This window comes from Streptomyces canarius, assembly GCF_014650735.1.
Classification (GTDB): domain Bacteria; phylum Actinomycetota; class Actinomycetes; order Streptomycetales; family Streptomycetaceae; genus Streptomyces; species Streptomyces olivaceoviridis.
The window spans coordinates 12806-29350 of the sequence record NZ_BMVN01000011.1; the positions used below are offsets into that span (position 1 = coordinate 12806).

The 16545-nt window shown below is 74.6% G+C and carries 17 protein-coding genes; 8 read left to right on the plus strand and 9 right to left on the minus strand.

Annotation, left to right across the window (positions count from 1 at the left end; translation table 11 throughout):
• Positions 1–28: 28 nt before the first annotated feature.
• Positions 29–427 carry a thioredoxin gene (gene trxA / locus IE294_RS17695; protein WP_189887139.1) on the minus strand — a complete coding sequence of 133 codons (399 nt, stop codon included), beginning with the start codon at positions 425–427 and terminating at the stop codon, positions 29–31.
• 140 nt (positions 428–567) lie between these two features.
• On the opposite strand from trxA, the gene IE294_RS17700 reads away from it, so the two are divergent.
• Complete coding sequence (locus IE294_RS17700; RefSeq protein ID WP_189887141.1) at positions 568–1998, plus strand: dihydrolipoyl dehydrogenase family protein; 1431 nt, start codon at positions 568–570, stop codon at positions 1996–1998.
• A gap of 8 nt (positions 1999–2006) precedes the next feature.
• Here the strand turns inward: IE294_RS17700 and IE294_RS17705 are convergent, their stop codons facing one another.
• A complete protein-coding gene (locus IE294_RS17705) occupies positions 2007–2651 on the minus strand; it encodes a peptide deformylase (RefSeq protein ID WP_189887143.1) in 645 nt (214 codons plus the stop codon).
• Between the two features lie 670 nt (positions 2652–3321).
• Between IE294_RS17705 and IE294_RS49675 the strand changes: the two genes are divergently transcribed.
• From IE294_RS49675 to IE294_RS17720, 3 genes are read left to right on the plus strand one after another with little or no spacing between them, the layout of a single operon-like run.
• Positions 3322–3573, plus strand: a complete 252-nt coding sequence (locus IE294_RS49675; RefSeq protein WP_189887145.1) for a hypothetical protein — start codon at positions 3322–3324, stop codon at positions 3571–3573.
• Between the two features lie 49 nt (positions 3574–3622).
• Positions 3623–4021, plus strand: a complete 399-nt coding sequence (locus tag IE294_RS17715) for a BlaI/MecI/CopY family transcriptional regulator (RefSeq protein ID WP_189887147.1) — start codon at positions 3623–3625, stop codon at positions 4019–4021.
• A 6-nt stretch (positions 4022–4027) separates the two neighbouring features.
• On the plus strand, positions 4028–4969 hold the full coding sequence (locus IE294_RS17720; RefSeq protein ID WP_189887148.1) for a M56 family metallopeptidase: 942 nt from the start codon (positions 4028–4030) through the stop codon (positions 4967–4969).
• A 157-nt stretch (positions 4970–5126) separates the two neighbouring features.
• Here IE294_RS17720 and IE294_RS17725 read toward each other — a convergent pair whose 3' ends face one another.
• Positions 5127–5951 carry a cytochrome c oxidase assembly protein gene (locus IE294_RS17725; protein WP_189887150.1) on the minus strand — a complete coding sequence of 275 codons (825 nt, stop codon included), beginning with the start codon at positions 5949–5951 and terminating at the stop codon, positions 5127–5129.
• Positions 5951–6511, minus strand: a complete 561-nt coding sequence (locus tag IE294_RS17730) for a DUF2243 domain-containing protein (RefSeq protein ID WP_189887152.1) — start codon at positions 6509–6511, stop codon at positions 5951–5953. Before IE294_RS17730 ends, IE294_RS17725 begins: the two co-directional genes overlap by 1 nt.
• A 272-nt stretch (positions 6512–6783) precedes the next feature.
• On the opposite strand from IE294_RS17730, the gene IE294_RS17735 reads away from it, so the two are divergent.
• On the plus strand, positions 6784–7641 hold the full coding sequence (locus IE294_RS17735) for an MBL fold metallo-hydrolase (protein ID WP_189887154.1): 858 nt from the start codon (positions 6784–6786) through the stop codon (positions 7639–7641).
• A 72-nt stretch (positions 7642–7713) separates the two neighbouring features.
• On the opposite strand, the gene IE294_RS17740 is transcribed toward IE294_RS17735, so the two are convergent.
• Positions 7714–9372 (minus strand): catalase, encoded by a 1659-nt coding sequence (locus IE294_RS17740; RefSeq protein ID WP_189887156.1) that lies wholly within the window; start codon positions 9370–9372, stop codon positions 7714–7716.
• Between the two features lie 251 nt (positions 9373–9623).
• On the opposite strand from IE294_RS17740, the gene IE294_RS17745 reads away from it, so the two are divergent.
• Positions 9624–10337 (plus strand): chaplin, encoded by a 714-nt coding sequence (locus IE294_RS17745; RefSeq protein WP_306433454.1) that lies wholly within the window; start codon positions 9624–9626, stop codon positions 10335–10337.
• Between the two features lie 135 nt (positions 10338–10472).
• Here IE294_RS17745 and IE294_RS17750 read toward each other — a convergent pair whose 3' ends face one another.
• The gene (locus IE294_RS17750; protein WP_189887161.1) at positions 10473–11822 is read right to left on the minus strand and encodes a hypothetical protein; all 1350 of its coding nucleotides are present in this window, start codon (positions 11820–11822) and stop codon (positions 10473–10475) included.
• A gap of 112 nt (positions 11823–11934) precedes the next feature.
• On the opposite strand from IE294_RS17750, the gene IE294_RS17755 reads away from it, so the two are divergent.
• A complete protein-coding gene (locus tag IE294_RS17755; RefSeq protein WP_189887163.1) occupies positions 11935–13200 on the plus strand; it encodes a molybdopterin-dependent oxidoreductase in 1266 nt (421 codons plus the stop codon).
• 313 nt (positions 13201–13513) lie between these two features.
• Here IE294_RS17755 and IE294_RS17760 read toward each other — a convergent pair whose 3' ends face one another.
• From IE294_RS17760 to IE294_RS17770, 3 genes are read right to left on the minus strand one after another with little or no spacing between them, the layout of a single operon-like run.
• Complete coding sequence (locus IE294_RS17760; RefSeq protein ID WP_189887165.1) at positions 13514–14308, minus strand: class I SAM-dependent methyltransferase; 795 nt, start codon at positions 14306–14308, stop codon at positions 13514–13516.
• Complete coding sequence (locus IE294_RS17765) at positions 14305–14937, minus strand: TIGR04282 family arsenosugar biosynthesis glycosyltransferase (RefSeq protein ID WP_189887167.1); 633 nt, start codon at positions 14935–14937, stop codon at positions 14305–14307. The genes IE294_RS17760 and IE294_RS17765 overlap by 4 nt, the downstream gene beginning before the upstream one ends.
• The gene (locus IE294_RS17770) at positions 14934–15638 is read right to left on the minus strand and encodes a glycosyltransferase family 2 protein (RefSeq protein WP_229917194.1); all 705 of its coding nucleotides are present in this window, start codon (positions 15636–15638) and stop codon (positions 14934–14936) included. The genes IE294_RS17765 and IE294_RS17770 overlap by 4 nt, the downstream gene beginning before the upstream one ends.
• A 124-nt stretch (positions 15639–15762) precedes the next feature.
• Here IE294_RS17770 and IE294_RS17775 point away from each other — a divergent pair, with 124 nt between their 5' ends.
• Positions 15763–16545: a response regulator transcription factor gene (locus tag IE294_RS17775; RefSeq protein ID WP_229917195.1), complete on the plus strand. Its 783-nt coding sequence runs from the start codon at positions 15763–15765 to the stop codon at positions 16543–16545.

The window sequence follows — 16545 nt, forward strand, 5'->3', positions numbered from 1 at the left end:
ACGCGGTGTCACCGCGGCCCCCCACGCGTTACTGCTGCGCCTGCCCCTGCCCCTCCTGGGCCTGGCCCTGCTGGGCGGCGATGTCCTTGCGGACCTCGTCCATGTCGAGCTTGCGGGCCTGCCCGATGAGGTCGGCGAGCATCGGCGCGGGCAGGGCGCCCGGCTGGGCGTAGACCGCGACCTGGTCGCGCACGATCATCAGCGTCGGGATCGACTGGATGTCGAAGGCGGCGGCCAGCTCCGGCTGCGCCTCGGTGTCCACCTTGGCGAAGACCAGGTCGGGGTTCTCCTCGGCGGCCTTCTCGTAGACGGGCGCGAAGGACCGGCAGGGCCCGCACCAGGACGCCCAGAAGTCGATGAGAACGAACTCGTTCTCGGTGACCGTCTGGTCGAAGTTCTCCTTGGTCAGCTCCACAGTGCTGCTCATGGCGTGATTCCCTCTTCCTGGTGTGGGGTGTGCCGACGTCGGAAACACAGTCGCCGGGCCGCCTATTCCACCCGTGCACGCCCGTGTTCCGCGCGCGTACCCGTGTGGCCAGCGCGCACACCACCCACCAGACTGACTGCATGACGGAAACGGAATCCATCGCTTACGACGTCGTGGTGATCGGGGGCGGACCCGTGGGGGAGAACGTCGCCGACCGCACCCGCGCGGCCGGCCTCACCACGGCCCTCGTGGAGAGCGAACTGCTCGGCGGCGAATGCTCGTACTGGGCGTGTATGCCCAGCAAGGCCCTGCTCAGGCCGGTCATCGCGCAGGCCGACGCCCGCCGCCTGCCCGGCCTCGCCCAGGCGGTCCAGGGCCCGCTCGACGCCCCGGCCGTGCTGGCCCGCCGGAACTACTTCACCGCCGACTGGAAGGACGACGGCCAGGTCGGCTGGCTGGAGGGCACCGGCGCCGTCCTGTACCGCGGCCAGGGCCGGCTGGCCGGGCCCCGCACGGTCACGGTCACCGGATCCGACGGGACGGTCACCACCCTCACCGCCCGGCACGCCGTCGCCGTGTCCACCGGCACCCGGGCCCAGCTGCCCGACCTGCCCGGACTTGCCGAGGTCAAGCCCTGGACCAGCCGTGAGGCGACCAGCGCCCAGGCGGTCCCGGGCCGGCTGATCGTCGTCGGCGGCGGTGTCGTCGCCACCGAGATGGCCAGCGCCTGGCAGGCCCTCGGCTCCCGGGTCACCATGCTGGTGCGCGGCAAGGGCCTGCTGAACCGCATGGAGCCGTTCGCCGGGGAACTGGTCGCCGAGGCCCTCACCGAGGCGGGCGTCGACCTGCGCACCGGCACCTCCGTGGAGTCCGTCAGCCGCGAGAACGGCACGGTCGTGGCCGTCACCTCCGCCGGTGACCGGATCGAGGGCGACGAGATCCTCTTCGCCACCGGCCGCGTCCCGCACACCGACGACATCGGCCTGGACACGGTCGGCCTGGAACCCGGCTCCTGGCTGGACGTCGACGACAGCATGCGCGTGACCGGTACCGACTGGCTGTACGCGGTCGGCGACGTCAACCACCGCGCCCTCCTCACCCACCAGGGCAAGTACCAGGCCCGCATCGCCGGTGCCGCCATCGGCGCCCGCGCCACCGGCGGCACGGTCGCGGAGGAGCCCTGGGGCGCCCACGCGGCCACCGCCGACCACCACGCCGTGCCCCAGGTCGTCTTCACCGACCCGGAGGCCGCCGCGGTCGGGCTCTCCCTCGCCGAGGCGGAACAGGCCGGCCACCGCGTCCGCGCCGTCGACGTGGAGTTCTCCTCCGTCGCCGGCGCCGGCCTGTACGGCGACGGCTACAAGGGCCGTGCCCGGATGGTCGTGGACCTGGAGGACGAGATCCTGCGCGGGGTCACCTTCGTCGGCCCCGGCGTCGGCGAACTCATCCACTCGGCCACCGTCGCGGTCGCGGGACACGTCCCGGTCGGCCGGCTGTGGCACGTCGTCCCGTCGTACCCGACGCTGAGCGAGGTGTGGCTGCGGCTGCTGGAGGCCTACCGGGACAACTGAGCGGCGGGCTACGGCAGTTCGAAGCCCAGGGCCTCGGCCGCCGCCTCCGGCGTCGGCTGGGCCCACAGGGCCAGCGCCGCCTCGGCGGTGGACAGCGAGCGCGGCTCCGCACGGTCCAGGTACAGCGTGCCGTCGAGGTGGTCCGTCTCGTGCTGGACGATCCGGGCCGGCCAGCCGGTGAACACCTCGTCCAGCGCGCGGCCGTGTTCGTCCGCGCCGCGCAGCCGCACCTCGGCGTGCCGGGCCACCACCGCGACCCATCCCGGCACGCTCAGGCAGCCCTCGAAGAACGCGGCCCTGGCGGTGCCGACGGGCTCGTACGAGGGGTTGACCAGGACCCGGAAGGGCTGTGGCACCCGTCCCCGGGCGAGCGCCACCTCCTCGGGCACCTGCGCCGGGTCCTCGATGACCGCGATCCGCAGCGGCACACCGACCTGCGGGGCGGCGAGGCCCACGCCGGGGGCCGCGTGCATGGTGACGCGCAGGGCCTCGACGAACCGGGCCAGCAGCGCGGGGCCGAGCTGGCCGTCGTACGGCTCGGTGCCGCGCCGCAGCACCGGCTGTCCGGCCGCGACGATGGGCAAGGGGCCGCCTGCGGCGAGGAGTTCCTCGACCCGCTCGGCGAGCGGTGCGTGATCACGGGGAGGTGCCATCGCGTCAGGATGCCACGCCCGCCCGCCGACTCCTGTGGCACAGGTCACCAACACCCCGGGGAACTCAGCCCTTTCGCGGTCCGACCACTGGACCGCCCGCGACTTTCGCGTCCCGGGGACACCCGCCGACGACCACCGCTCCCTCGGCCACCCCGGCCGAGGCGTCCCGCCCCGCCACCCGCGGTCGCCGGGCACTCCCGCGTGCTGCGCCGGCACTTCTGCGCCGGTGTGCTCGTCGCGCCCTTCCCGCTGACCGCCACCGTCACCGGCCTGCTGTACGCGGGCTCCTTCCAGGCCGAGAGACTCGTGCGCGGCCATGAGCCGACCGTTCCGGCCGGCGAGCGCGAACTGCCCGCCTCCGTCCAGGTGGCCGCCGCCCGCAAGGGCCGCCCGGAGGGCACCGTCGCGGCCGTCCGCCCCGCGCCCGAGGCCGGCGTCACGGCCCGGGTGCTGCTCTCCGGCGTCGAGGGCGGCGCGCACACCGACGCGCTGCGCGCTTCGCTCGGCCGGGCCACCCCGTCCGTCTCGACGGCCGCGGCCGTCGGCGACCCCGTGGGCGCGCTCCGGCTGCGGACGGCGCCTAGGGAGCCTGCCCGAGAAGCAGGACGCCGTCGCCGTCGACCCCGCCACCGGCCGGGTCACCGACGAGCTGCGGTTCGCCGGCCATCCGGTGCTCGCCAAGCTCACCCGCTGGGGCATCGACCTGTGCACACCGGCGTCCTCTTCGGACAAGCCGACCAGATCGCCCTCGCGCTGCTCGCGCTCGCCGATGTGGTGGCAGCGCGGCCGTCGCCGTGCTCGGCTGGTCCGTGTCCTGTTCGGCATCCCGCTGGCCTGTTCCCTCGCCGTCGACATCCTCCTCGGCGAGATCGCGCACCGGCGCGGGCGCCGCACGTACGGGAGTGTCAGTGGCGTGAAGTAGCGTGGAACGGCGGGTGAGCGAGCGAGAGAAGACGGGGGAGGAACCACGGATGACGAGGGAAGACGGCCGGGCCCGGAGGCGCGGGCAGGGGGAGCTGGAGGGCCAGGTCCTCGGCGCGCTGCGCGAGGCGGACGGACCGGTCACCGCGGCGTGGGTGCAGGAGCGCCTCGGCGGCGACCTCGCCTACACCACCGTCGTCACCATCCTGACCCGGCTGCTCGCCAAGGACGTCGTCTCCCGCGAACGGCACGGCCGGTCCTTCCTGTGGACGCCCACGGCCGACGTGGCCCGGCTGGCCGCGCTGCGCATGCGCCGCCTGCTGGACGGCGAACGCGACCGCGAGGCGGTCCTCGCCAGCTTCGTCACCGCCCTGCCGCCCGGCGACGAACAGGTGCTGCGGACGCTGCTCGACATCCCGGGCCCGGACACCGGCGGCACGGAGGACTGACCGCTCATGGGGCTCTTCGTCTTCCTGCCGCTGGTGCTGCCGCTGTCCGCGTGGCCCGTCGCCCGGCTCGCCGAGACCCGGCTGCACCCGCGCACCGCGACCCGGCTGCTGACCGCGGTCGCCGTCGTCATGGCCGGGTGCAGCACGCTGTGCCTGGCCCTGCTCATGGTGGTCGGCACCGCCCAACTGCCCGGCAACCCCCTGCCGGACGGCTGGTCCGACCCGGAGGTGCGGGCCGCCGTCCCGCACGACGAGGTGGCCGGCCGGGCCGCCATCCCCGCGCTCGCCGTCGTCGCCGCGGCCTGCGCCCGCACCCTGTGGCGGCACCACCGGGTCACGTACCGCGCCCACCGCGCGCTGGCCGGGGTGCCGGGGTCCACGGTCGCGGTCCTCCCGGACGGCACCCCGTACGCGTACGCCCTCCCCGCGAGCCGCAGCCGGGGACGGGGCCGGATCGTCGTCAGCACGGCCCTGCTGGCCGGACTGGCACCCGCCGAGCGGCGCGCCCTGTTCGCCCACGAACGCGCCCACCTGACCGCCCGTCACCACCGCCACCTGCTCGCCGCGCACCTGGCGGCCCGTGCCAACCCGTTCCTCAGACCGCTGCGCACCGCCGTCGTCTACACGGCCGAGCGGTGGGCGGACGAGGAGGCGGCCCGCGCGGTCGGTGACCGGCGCACGGTCGCCCGTGCCATCGGCAAGGCGGCCCTGCTGTCCCCGCGCATACCGGTGCCGACCGTGGCCGCGCTGGCGGCGACCGGTCCCGTGCCGCGCCGGGTGGCCGCGCTGCTGGCCCCCGCCCCCGCGGCCCGTACCTGGCCGTCGGCGTTCACCTCGGTCGGCCTGGCCGCCTGGGGCGCCGCCGCCGGGGCGCTGGTGTCGGCGATGTCGTCGGCGAGCTCCGCTGTCACCCTCTTCCTGGTCCTGCACGCGGCGACACCGCTGTGACGACGCAGCGGCTGGGCGGCTGTGCCCGGACCGCGCGGGCCGGTGCCGGTCCGGTCCGCGGAGACGCGGGGTCTGCCGGAGAGCCCGGGAGGGCAGGGGCCCTGAATGCTCGGGGTGCCGCCTCCTGGCCGTGCCGGTCGGCATGCCTGCCGCGCCTCTACTGCGCGGGGCGCACCGCGTGCCTGGTGACCGCGCCGCGTGCGGGGCGCCAGGTGGCGACCAGGGCCGCCGCCAGCAGGAGTTCGGCGATGTCACCGCCGTAGTACATGATCTCGGCAGCGCCCCGGACCTGGGGGACCGGAGCGCCGACGGCCACCCAGAAGCCGCCGTACATCAGCTGTGCGACGCTCGCGTGCACCGCGATGGCGCAGCCCAGGCAGACCAGCCGGGCGCGCACACCGGGGCGGGCCGGGGCGGGATCGGGTCCGGCGACGGCGTGCGCGAACAGGCAGCCCGCCAGCAGGAAGTGCGCGTGCAGCAGCCAGTGCCCGGCCGGGCGGGCCGTGACGGCGTCGTAGAACGGGGTGAAGTACAGCGGCGCGAGGCTGCCGGTGGACAGCAGCAGACCGGTCACCGGGTGGGCGAGCAGCCGGGCCCGGCCGCTGTGCAGGAACGCGGTGAGGCGGCGGGCGTGGGGTGCCGGCAGGGCGCGCAGCGCGAGGGTCATCGGGGCCCCGAGCACCAGGGCGAGTGGCGCGTACATGCCGATGAGCATGTGCTGGGCCATGTGGCCGCGGAAGTCACGGTGGGCGAAGGCGGCGACAGGAGGCAGCAGCGCCGCCGCCAACAGGAGGAGGCCCGTGCAGAAACCGGCCGTGCGCCAGGGGTTCCAGCCCCGTACGGGGTTGCGGCGGCGGACCCGGCGCGCCAGCAGCAGATATCCGCCCGCGCACGCCAGCAGGGCCAGGACGGGGAGCAGGACCTCCCACGCGCCACCGCTCTCCACGTGATGCGTGTGCAGGTGCGGGGTGCCGTCGGCCATCAGACGGCGTGTCCCGGCCGTGCGGCGCGGGGCGCGGCCGGATCGAAGGGCCGGGCGCCGCGCCGCAGGAGCAGGCCGCCCGCCAGCAGCAGCGCACCGAGCACGAGGAAGCTGATGTCCCACCACACCTGGTAGGGGCCGCCGTGGACGTGGTGGATGCCCAGAACGTGATGGTCGAGGACGCCCTCCACGAGGTTGAACAGGCCCCAGCCCGACAGCACCCAGCCCCAGAGCACCCGTGAGGCCCACACCTCGCGCCGGCCCGTGGTCACCCGTGCGTACAGGACGGCGAGGCCGCCGAGGACGGCGAGCCAGCAGACGGTGTGGAAGACGCCGTCCCACACGGTGTTCATCTCCAGTCCGGAGACGGTGTGGGGGTCGTAGTACTTCACGCCGATGTGGTCGTGGTCGGTGCTGGTCAGCATGTGGTGCCACTGGAGGAGCTGGTGCAGCAGGATGCCGTCGGCGAATCCGCCGAGCCCCACTCCCAGCAGGAGGCCGGGCAGTCGGAGGCTGGGCGGCGCGGTCTCGGCTCCGGTCTCGCGCACGGTGGTCGTCATCGCTCCTCGTCTCGGTCGGTTCCTCGGGGTCCCTCGGTCGAGCGGGTACGGCAGCGGCTGCCCTACGAGAGCTACCAGCTCCCCGGCCCCACCGCTGCGGCACGCTCGGCCATCTGTGCGCAGGCGGGTGGTACGGCGACGGAACCGGCCGGCCGGAACAGGTCCTCTCATGCCGTCCGCCGCCAGGGGTACCCGCCCGGGACGGGAGGGACCCGGCACGCCCGCGAGGGTGCGGGTACCCGCGACGGCTCGGACGGAAGGGCGACGTAACCATGCCCGGTACCACGGACCCACCCACCGACGACACGGTCGACCTGCACTTCCTCGGCAACGCGACCGTTCTGCTGCGCTACGGGCCGCTGACCCTGCTCACCGACCCGAACTTCCTGCACCTCGGCCAGTACGCCTATCTCGGCAAGGGCCTGCTGAGCCGGCGCCTGACCGAGCCCGCGCTGGAACCGGAGGACCTGCCCCGACTCGACGGGATCGTGCTGTCCCACCTGCACGGGGACCACTGGGACCGCCGGTCCCGACGCCTCCTGGACCGCTCGGTCCCGGTGCTGAGCACCCCGCACGCCGCGCGCCGCCTGAAGGTGCTGCACGGACGCGAGCGGGTGGCCGGACTGCACACCTGGCGGGGAGTCACCCTCCGGCAGGGCCCGGTCCAGGCCACGGTCACGGCGCTGCCCGGACGGCACGCCGGACATCCGGTGCTGCGGGGGCTGCTGCCCCCGGTGATGGGCAGCATGATCGAGCTCGGTCCGGCGGGCGGCCCGCCGCGGCTGCGGCTGTACGTCTCCGGCGACACCCTGCCGTACGACGGCCTCGACGAGATCACCCGCCGCTTCCCGGCCGCCGACCTGGCCGTCCTGCACCTGGGCGGTACCACGCTCCCCGGCGGCTTCCTGGTCACCATGGACGGCCGGCAGGGCGCGGAACTGGCCCGGCGCCTCGGTCCCCGCGCCGTGCTGCCCGTGCACTACGAGGAGTACACGGTGATGCGCTCCCCCCTGTCCGCCTTCCTGACCGAGGCCGATCGGCTCGGCCTCGGCGACCGGATCGTGCACTGCCCGCGCGGGCGCCACGCCCGGCTCGTGGCCGAGCCGGGGGCGGCGCCCGTCGTGGGCTGACCGGCGCTCCGGGCCGCCAGGCGTTCCCGGCCGCCAGGCGTTCCGGCGCCTCAGGGGTGCGGGCTCAGCGGGTCACCGCGTCACCTCATGGCGCGCGTCCGGGACGCAGTGCGTCATGGTGAGGCCCTCGACGTTCCGCGGCGGGTTCTTGCCGAGGTTCGCCAGCCGCTCCTTGTCCTCCTCGGTGAGGTCCTGGCTGGCCAGCGGCTCCAGGTCCGCGACGTCCTCCGGGCGGAGGCCGAGGCCCTCGCCGACCCGCAGCCCGAGGTCGTTCTCCACCAGCAGGAAGTGCCACACCATCCGCTCCTGGACGGACCGGTCGCACCGGGAGAGCTGACCCACCAGGTTCCGTACCAGGTCGTCGCGCTCCCACTGCTCCATGAGCAGGTACCGCTGGCCCGCCTGGAGGTAGTCGTTGGTACGGGGGATGCGCTTGCGGGTGAGCCGGCCGCGGATCTCCGGGCCCTGCTCGTCGTGCGCCGGATACTCCGCCTCGCGAAGGCCGCCCCGGATCGACGGCTCGTAGTTGACGCTCGGGTTCTCCCCGGCGCCGTCGACGTGGTACGTCATCAGCCCGTCGCGCTGGTTGGTGCGCACCCGGGCGTTCTTCGCCTGGTTGACCGGCAGTTGGAGGTAGTTGGGGCCGACCCGGTAGCGCTGGGTGTCGCTGTAGGAGAAGGTCCGGCCGACGAGCATCTTGTCGTCGGAGAAGTCCAGTCCGTCGACGAGTACACCGGTGCCGAAGGAGATCTGCTCGTTCTCCGCGAAGAAGTTCTCCGGCATCCGGTCCAGCACCATCCGGCCCACCGGCTTCGGCGGGAAGTCCTGCTCCGGCCAGGTCTTGGTGTCGTCCAGCGGATCGAAGTCGAGTTCGGGGTGCTCGTGGTCCTCCATGACCTGCACGAGCAGCTCCCACTCGGGGTACTCACCCCGCTCGACGGCCTCGTACAGGTCCTTGGTGGCGTGACCGAGGAAGCCGGCCTGGACGTTGGCCGCGTCCTCCTCGGTCATCGAGCGCACGCCCTGCTTGGGCATCCAGTGGTACTTGACGAGCACGGTGTTGCCCTCGGCGTTCACCCACTTGTAGGTGTTCACGCCGAAACCCTGCATGTGGCGGTAGTCGGCGGGGATACCGCGCGGGCTGAACAGGTTGACCAGCATGTGCATGGCCTCGGGCGTCTGCGACATGAAGTCGAAGATCCGGTTCGGCTTCTGCTCGAAGTCCACCGGGTCCGGCTTCAGGGCGTGGATGACGTCCGGGAACTTGATGGCGTCCCGGATGAAGAAGACGCCCAGGTTGTTGCCGACGAGGTCCCAGTTGCCGTCCTCCGTGTAGAACTTGACGGCGAAGCCACGCGGGTCGCGCGCCGCCTCCGAGGAGTCACGGCCGCCGATGACGGTGGAGAAGCGGACGGCGACGTCGGTGCGCTTGCCGCGCTCCTGGAACAGCTTCGCGCGCGTGTAGCGGCCGATCGGCTCGTCGCCCCAGGCGCCGTACGCCTCGAAGAAGCCGTACGCCGTCACCCCGCGGGCGTGGACCACCCGTTCGGGGATGCGTTCCCGGTCGAAGTGGCTGATCTTCTCCAGGAACTGGTAGTTCTCCAGCGTCGCGGGCCCACGGGCGCCGACGGTGCGCTGGTTCTGGTTGTCGTGGACGGGGTGGCCCTGCCGGTTGGTCAGGATCCTCCGGTCGTCTCCGGAGGCGGGAGCGGTGCCTGCTGCGTCTGTCATGTCGAGAGCTCCTAGAAACGGGAGAGGCGGTACGACAAGCGTCGCCACGACCACCGTCCGAGTACCCGAAGGCGCGCGGCCATGTCCCTGCCGAACCCCCGTACGGCTCTCGGGCGCGACGGCCGCGCGAGGACGTCCGCCGGCGGCGGTATAGGGCAAAAGGCTGAAAAACCATAACTTGCGTGTTTACGGCGGCGTTTCCTCCGGTGCGGGTGAGTGCCCGCGACCGTGTCTGGAAGGGCTGGGAACCGATGAAACGGGCTACCCGAAACAGTGTGATCGCCATCGCCGCCGCGTCCGGCGCGATGGCAGTGGCGGGACCGGTGCACGCCGACTCCGCCGCGCAGGGTTCCGCGGGCGGCTCGCCCGGGCTGATCTCGGGCAACGGCATCCAGTTGCCGGTGCACCTCCCGGTGAACGTCTGCGGCAACACCGTGAACGTGGCGGGGCTGCTCAACCCCGCCATGGGCAACACGTGCGCCAACAAGGGCGGCGGCGGCACCGGGGGGAAGGAGCGGCCCGCGGCGCCGGGCGGGGCGACGGCCCACGCCCGCACACAGGACTCCCCGGGCCTGGCCTCCGGCAACGGGCTCCAGTTGCCGGTCGACCTGCCGGTCAACGTCAGCGGCAACAGCGTGAACGTGGTCGGCGTCGGCAACCCCGTCTTCGGCAACACGTCCGCGAACGTCCCGGGCGACCACCCCCAGGAGCCCGGCCGGGCCACCCCGCCCAAGCCGCAGGAACCCCCGGTCGCTCCGCCGGTGCGTTCCGAGCCCCCTCGGCCGCAGGAGCCGCCCGCCACCCACCCGACCCCGCCCGTCGTACGGCACGAGCCGCCCGGCAGCCTCGCGCAGACCGGCGCGGAGACCACTTGGGCGGCGGCCGTCGCGAGCCTGGCCTCACTGATGGGCGGGGCGCTCCTGTACCGCCGCTCCCGCACGAGGCAGCCCAGCCGGGAGGCATGACCCCAGCCTGAAGCCCCGGCCGGACTGTCTCCGGCCGGGAACGGACGGCGGCGGACGGAGCCGGGCCGGCCGGAAGACCCGGTGAGGGCGGTCCGGACGGGTAGCTGGCCGGCCGGCGCGTTCCCCCGGGCCCGGTCACCAGCCGGTGAGCAGCAGGTGGTTCAGCAGGAGCGCGAGCGCTGCCTGGACGGTGAGCCAGCCGCGTGGGCGGGGGAGAAGCGCGCAGGCCGGGAGCAGCCACATCGCGAAGGGCAGCCAGATGCGTTCCGTCTCCGCCTTGCTCATGCCGGACAGGTCGGCGGCCAGCAGGGCCGGCAGCGCCGCCGCCACGAGGAGGGCGAGCCGGAACTCCCCCCGGGGGACCGTGCGGCGGCGGACGAGGGAGACGCCCGTCCGCCGGAGCCCCGCCGCCGTGGCCAGGCCGGTGATCAGCACCGTGCAGGCCAGGTTGGCCCACACCCAGTAGCCGTAGGGGCGGATGCCGCCGACGCCTTGGTAGTAGCGCGTCACCAGCAGCCGGTACCCCTCCCACCAGTCGAACCCGGCCAGGGTGAACACCGTCGGGACCACCGCCGCCCCGGCCAGGAAGAGGACGATCAGGACCGGTCGCACCCGGCGCCGTCCCGCCGCCGGCACCGCCGCCCCGATCAGCGCGAAGAGCGTCAGGCCGTACGAGAGGTAGCAGGTCAGGCCGTACAGCAGTCCGCTGCCCGCCGCCCAGGCCGCGGACCGTCCGGTGACCGCCAGGGCCAGCAGGGCCACCGACCAGGCGGCGACCGCCGCGAAGTACCCGTCGGCCGAGGTGCCCACCCACACGGCGGCCGGGGCGAGGACGAGGAACGGTGCCGCCCGCCGGGCCAGGCGCTCGTCGGCCAGCGCCCGCACCGCCACCAGTACCGCCACGCAGGCGGTCGCCCCGACGGTGACGCACCAGGCACCGGCCCAGCCGCCGCCGCGCAGCCCGGCCCGGTCCAGGAGGACGAAGGTGACGGTGGCCGCCGGGGGATGCCCGGCGACGTGCGCGGGCCAGGGGCCGGGGGAGCCGCTCACGATGTGGTGGGTGAAGTCGCGCAGCGCGGCGGGCAGGTCGTGGAAGCGGCCGATCACCCTCAGGTACTCGTTGCGGGTGGTGAGCCGCCCGGCCACGCCCCGCTGCCAGCCGTCGACCAGCGCCAGCGACCAGGTCCAGGCCAGTGCCGCGGCCCAGGCCGCGAGGAGCAGCCCCCGCCACGGCAGCCGTACGGCGACGGAGGGCCCGTACGCCACCACGGCGACCGCCACCAGGACGGCGGCCGGGGTGCCCGGGCCCAGGTGTGGGTCCCAGTCGGCCAGCAGCGGCGGCCAGTGGACGAACAGGGTGCGCCGGGTGTCCTGGATGTGCCGGCCGACCAGCACGGCGACGAGGACGAGCAGGGCGGCGGCCGACGCGGCACAGAGATCGGCGCGCAGGCCGGCGTACCGGTCACGCAGGGGAGGCTGGGTCACACCGGAACGCTAGGGCGGCGACCGGGGGAACGAGGGGACCGGCGGCCCGACGTCAGCGTTTCGTCATGGGTCCCGGACGCGGTCACGGCGCGTTCCGGCCTACCGTCGAAACATGCGAGACGACGACCCTCGGCTCCCCTCCTCGCCCGGCTTCTGGCGCAGCCCGCTGCGCGGCCCCTGGTTCACCTCGGTGCTCGGCATCGTGCTGCTGGTGGGCATCACGGTGCTCTTCGTGACGGGCCTGGTGTCCTACGCCGCCTACAACCCGGACCTCGCACGGGTGAACGACCAGACGCCGGACAAGGGCATCCTCGGCTTCTACCTCTTCGCCTGGCCGACGAACCCGTACTGGCTCTACCGGGTCACCCAGGGCCTGCACGTCACCCTCGGCATCACCCTGATCCCGGTGCTGCTGGCCAAGCTCTGGTCGGTCGTGCCGAGGCTGTTCGCCCTGCCCCCGGCCCGCTCGCTCGCGCACGCCCTGGAGCGGATCTCCCTGCTCCTCCTCGTCGGCGGCGGGCTGTTCGAGTTCACCACCGGCGTCCTCAACGTCCAGCTCGACTACGTCTTCCCCGGCTCCTTCTACCCGCTGCACTTCTACGGCGCCTGGGTCTTCTTCGCCGCGTTCCTGGCGCACGCGGCGCTGAAACTGCCGACCGCCGTACGAAGCCTGCGCCGACGGCGCGAGGAACGGGGGGAGCCGGTGCCCCGCGCGCCGCAGCCGGGGGAGTTGGTGTCCCCCCGCCCGCTGCCGCCGACCGTGTCCCGGCGTGGGGCGCTGTGGTTCGTCGGGGGCGCCTCGCTGCTGCTCCTCGTCACCACCGCGGGCCAGAGCATCGGGGGAGTGCTGCGGCGCACCGCCCTCCTCGCGCCGCACGGCGGCGCCGACCCCGGCGGCGGGCCGAACGGCTTCCAGATCAACAAGACGGCCGCCTACGCCGGCATCGACGCGGCGGAGACCGGCGAGGAGGCGTGGCGGCTCGTCGTCACCGGCCGCACCGGAACGGTCCGCCTCAGCCGCGCCGACCTGCTCCGGCTGCCGCTGCACAGCTCCGCGTTGCCCATCGCCTGCGTCGAGGGCTGGTCGACGGAGGACCAGTGGTGGCGCGGGGTGCGGCTGCGCGACCTCGCCGCGCTCGTCGGGTACGACGGCGACCCGCCGGATCTGTTCGTGGAGTCGCTCCAGCGGCGCGGGGCCTTCCGCCGGGCCGCCCTGCGCGCCAACCAGGTGGCCGACCCGCGCTCCCTGCTCGCCCTGTACGTCAACGGCGAGGCACTGTCCCCCGACCACGGACGTCCGGCGCGGATCATCGTGCCCGCGGCGCCCGGTGTGCTCAACACCAAGTGGGTGGCCCGGCTGACCTTCGGAGAGCTGTGATGCGCCCGCGCCCTACCCTCGGCAGCCCGTTGCAGATCCTGCTGCTGGCCTGCTCGTTCGCGCTCGCCGGCTATGCCGGCGTACGGCTGTTCGCGGGCGACTGGCGGGCCGTGGCGCTGTGGCTGGTGGGCGCGGCCCTGCTGCACGATCTCGTGCTGCTGCCGCTGTACGCGGTGGCGGACCGGGCGGTCGTCCGCGCTCTCGGCGCCGCCGGGCGGCGGGAGCGGACCATGTACGTCCGGGTCCCGGCCGCCCTGTCCGGACTGCTGCTGCTCGTGTGGTTCCCGCTGATCACCGGCATGGCGGACCGGCCCTACCGGTCCGCCACCGGCCTGTCGGCGGACGGCTTCCTCGCCCGCTGGCTGCTGATCAGCACGGTGCTGTTCGCCGGCTCGGCGCTGCTGCTGGCGCTGCGGGGGCTGCGGCTGCGCAGGGCGACGAAGCGGCGCCGGCCGGTCGTCCACTGACCGGCGGTGCGCCAGCCCGCCCGGCCCGCGTACCGCAGCAGGGCCGGGGTGCCGAGCCGCGCCCACGGAAAGGCACCATGGCCGCCCGTGTCCACGTCGGTGCCGTCGACGACCTGCACCTCGGACCGTTCGTCGACGTCCACCGCGGCCGTCTCGGCGATCAGCAGACCGCCGGGCCGCAGCAGCCCGGCCACCCGGTCCAGCAGGGCGCGCGGGTCGCCCCCGATGCCGACGTTGCCGTCCATGAGCAGCACGGTGCCCCAGCGCCCCTCGCCGGGCAGCGGCTCGAACACCGAGCGCCGCAGCGCCTGGCCGCCGAGCCGCACGGTGTGGTCGACGGCGGCCTCGCTGACGTCGATGCCGAGGACGGTACGGCCCCGGGCGGCGAGCTCCGCCACCAGCCGCCCCGGTCCGCAGCCGACGTCGAGCACGGCACCCTCGCACCGGTCCAGCACCGCCCGGTCGACCGGATCCGCCCGCGCGCACCAGCGCTCGACCTCCAGCGGCAGCAGCCAGCCGTCGGTCCGGCGCAGGAACAGCGGGCCGCGCCCGGTGCGCAGGGCGAGGGCGTAGGGATCGGCCCCGGCCCAGGGGCCGACCGGCGGGGCGCTCCTCGCCCGGCTGCGGTTCCGGGTGCTCATCGCCCGGTCCCGGGTCCGCAGGGGTGCTCGGCGCACCGGGCCAGCCGGGCGGCGAACCGGCCGTGCGGCGCCCGGCCGGCGACCGCCACCGCGTCGGCGGCCGTGTCCACGTCCCGCAGCCGGGGCAGCTCGCGCACCCGCAGCCCCGCGGCCACCAGCCGCCGCCGCTGGACGGCACCGGTCCACGGCGTCGACATGGGCACGCCCCGCAGCAGAGCCGGGTCGGGCTCGGCCAAGCCCAGCGCCCAGAAGCCGCCGTCCTCCGCCGGACCGAAGCACGCGTCGTACCCCGCGAAGTCCACGGTGAGCAGCTCCGGGGTCACCTGCGGGGTGTCCATGCCGATGAGCAGTGCGGGACCGGCGCACCGCGCGAACGCGTCGGCGAGCCTCAGGTCCAGCCCGCCCGCGCACTGCGGTACGACGTCGAAGCCGGGCGGCAGCCAGGGGCCGGGGCTCCCGTCCAGCACCAGGACGCGCCGGGTGGCGGGGGTCGCCGCGACGGCACGCAGGGTGTCGGCGAGCGCGGCCTCGGCGAGCTCCGCCGCCTCCGCGGGGCTGAACGGCGGGGTGAGCCGCGTCTTGACGCGCCCCGGCAGCGGTTCCTTGGCGATCACCAGCAGCGTGGTCACGGTGCGGTCCTCCCGCCGGCCGGCGGCTCGGCCAGGACGCGGCTCATGTCCCGCACCGCCTGCCAGGTGCCGCGCCAGGTGCCCGTGACCTTGGAGGCACCGGTGCGCGGCAGGTACGGCACGTCGCGCTCGGCGATCCGCCAGCCCGCGTCGGCCGCGCGCACCACCATCTGGAGCGGATAGCCGCTGCGCCGGTCGTCGAGGCCGAGCGCCAGCAGCGGCTCCCGGCGGGCGGCACGCAGGGGGCCGAGGTCGTGCAGCCGTAGCCCGGTACGGCGGCGCAGCAGCCGCGCGAGGGCGAAGTTGCCCGCCCGGGCGTGCGCGGGCCAGGCACGCCGGGTCCGCGCCCGCCGCCGGCCCAGGACCAGGTCGGCCCGGCCGTCGAGGACGTCCCGGACGAAGGACACGAGGTGCCCGGGGTCGAGGGAGGCGTCGCAGTCGCAGAAGCACACGACGTCGGCGGTGGCCGCGGTCAGCCCGGCGTGGCAGGCGGCGCCGAAACCGCGTCGCGGCTCGTGCACGACGGTCGCGCCGAGGGCGCGGGCGAGGTCCGCGGAGCCGTCGGTGGAACCGTTGTCGACCACGAGGGCACGCCAGCCCGCCGGGATCCGGGCGAGCACCCAGGGCAGGGCCTCCGCCTCGTCCAGGCAGGGCAGCACCACGTCCACGCTCGCCGCCGATGAGGGGGATGAGGGGGTCACGCCGTTCACCCTACGGAGGGGAACCGGGCATATCGGGCCGACGCTGCTTACGAAACGCGGACGTCCGGGCCGGGAGCGGGCCAGGGGTGCGACACCCGCCGCGGCCCGGTGCGAGGCTGGAGACATGCAGCAGCCGCACGTGCCCGCCGGACGCCCAGCCAGGGACGGGGCCGCACCCGACACCGCCGCACCGGCTCCCCGGTCCGTCCCCGGTGCCGCCCGGGTCCTGGTCGTGGACGACGACGCGACCGTCGCCGAGATCGTCGCCGGATACCTCGGCCGCGCCGGATACGTGGTCGACCGCGCCGCCGACGGCTCCACCGCCCTCACCCGCGCCGCCGCCCACTGGCCGGACCTGGTCGTGCTGGACCTGATGCTGCCCGGCATGGACGGACTGGAGGTCTGCCGGCGGCTGCGCGCGCGGGCCCCCGTCCCCGTCGTCATGCTCACCGCACGCGGTGACGAGGACGACCGCATCACGGGTCTGGAGGTCGGCGCCGACGACTACGTGACCAAGCCGTTCAGCCCCCGCGAACTGGTCCTGCGGGTGCAGTCCGTGCTCCGCCGAGCGCTGCCCGGCACGGGCACCGGACCGCTGACCGCGGCCGGCGTCACCGTCGATCCGGCCGCCCGCCGCGCCACCAAGAACGGCAGCGAACTCGCGCTCACCCTCCGGGAGTTCGACCTCCTCGCCTTCTTCCTGCGGCACCCGGGGAGGGCCTACGGCCGGGAGGACCTGATGCGCGAGGTGTGGGGCTGGGACTTCGGCGACCTGTCCACCGTGACGGTCCACATCCGCCGGCTGCGCGGCAAGGTCGAGGACGACCCCGCCCGGCCGCGCCTGATCCAGACCGTGTGGGGCGTCGGCTACCGCTTCGAGCCGAGCGGCGCGGAAGGGGAGGGCTGA